Here is a 508-nt window from a genome sequence, read left to right as displayed (position 1 = left end):
AATTTGACTGTTTTTTATGGCACCGCCACGAACATATCGCGCTAAATACTTAACAACGCCAGCACCATGTGAGTACGGTTTTGCACAATGCACAACCCAGTCCAAAACACCCCATTTATTAAAAAGATTTAGAACATCTTGTTTTGAAAGCGTGTCAGGGTAATTTAACTCTCCTTTATTCATTGCTGCGCGCAGCGCTGCAATGAACTTTCCGCGAAACAGCTTCATCATAACTCTGGCAGGAAATAGAATACTTTTCTTTGGTTCAACCCAACCGTCATCACTCAATCCACCATGAGTAATTAAGCAATGAAGATGAGGATGAAAAGTTAGATTTCGAGCCCAGGTATGTAGAGCCAAAATACACCCAACCTTAGCACCTAGAAATCGCTCATCCGCGCTTAATATCTGAATCGTTTTACGTACAGAGTCAAACAGTGTTTGCTGACATAATGCTCTGTTATATCGCCATATTTCATGTAACTCATGCGGAAGAGTAAATACCCAA

The 508-nt window shown here is 40.9% G+C and carries 1 pseudogene; it reads right to left on the bottom strand.

The window, feature by feature from the left end:
• Positions 1-508, bottom strand: a pseudogene (locus tag A6E04_RS20760) (IS91-like element ISVsa10 family transposase); the annotation flags it as partial.

The organism is Aliivibrio logei (assembly GCF_001691055.1).
GTDB lineage: Bacteria > Pseudomonadota > Gammaproteobacteria > Enterobacterales > Vibrionaceae > Aliivibrio > Aliivibrio salmonicida.
The sequence above is the reverse complement of the archived record's forward strand: the minus strand, read 5'-3'. Positions and strand labels throughout refer to the sequence as shown.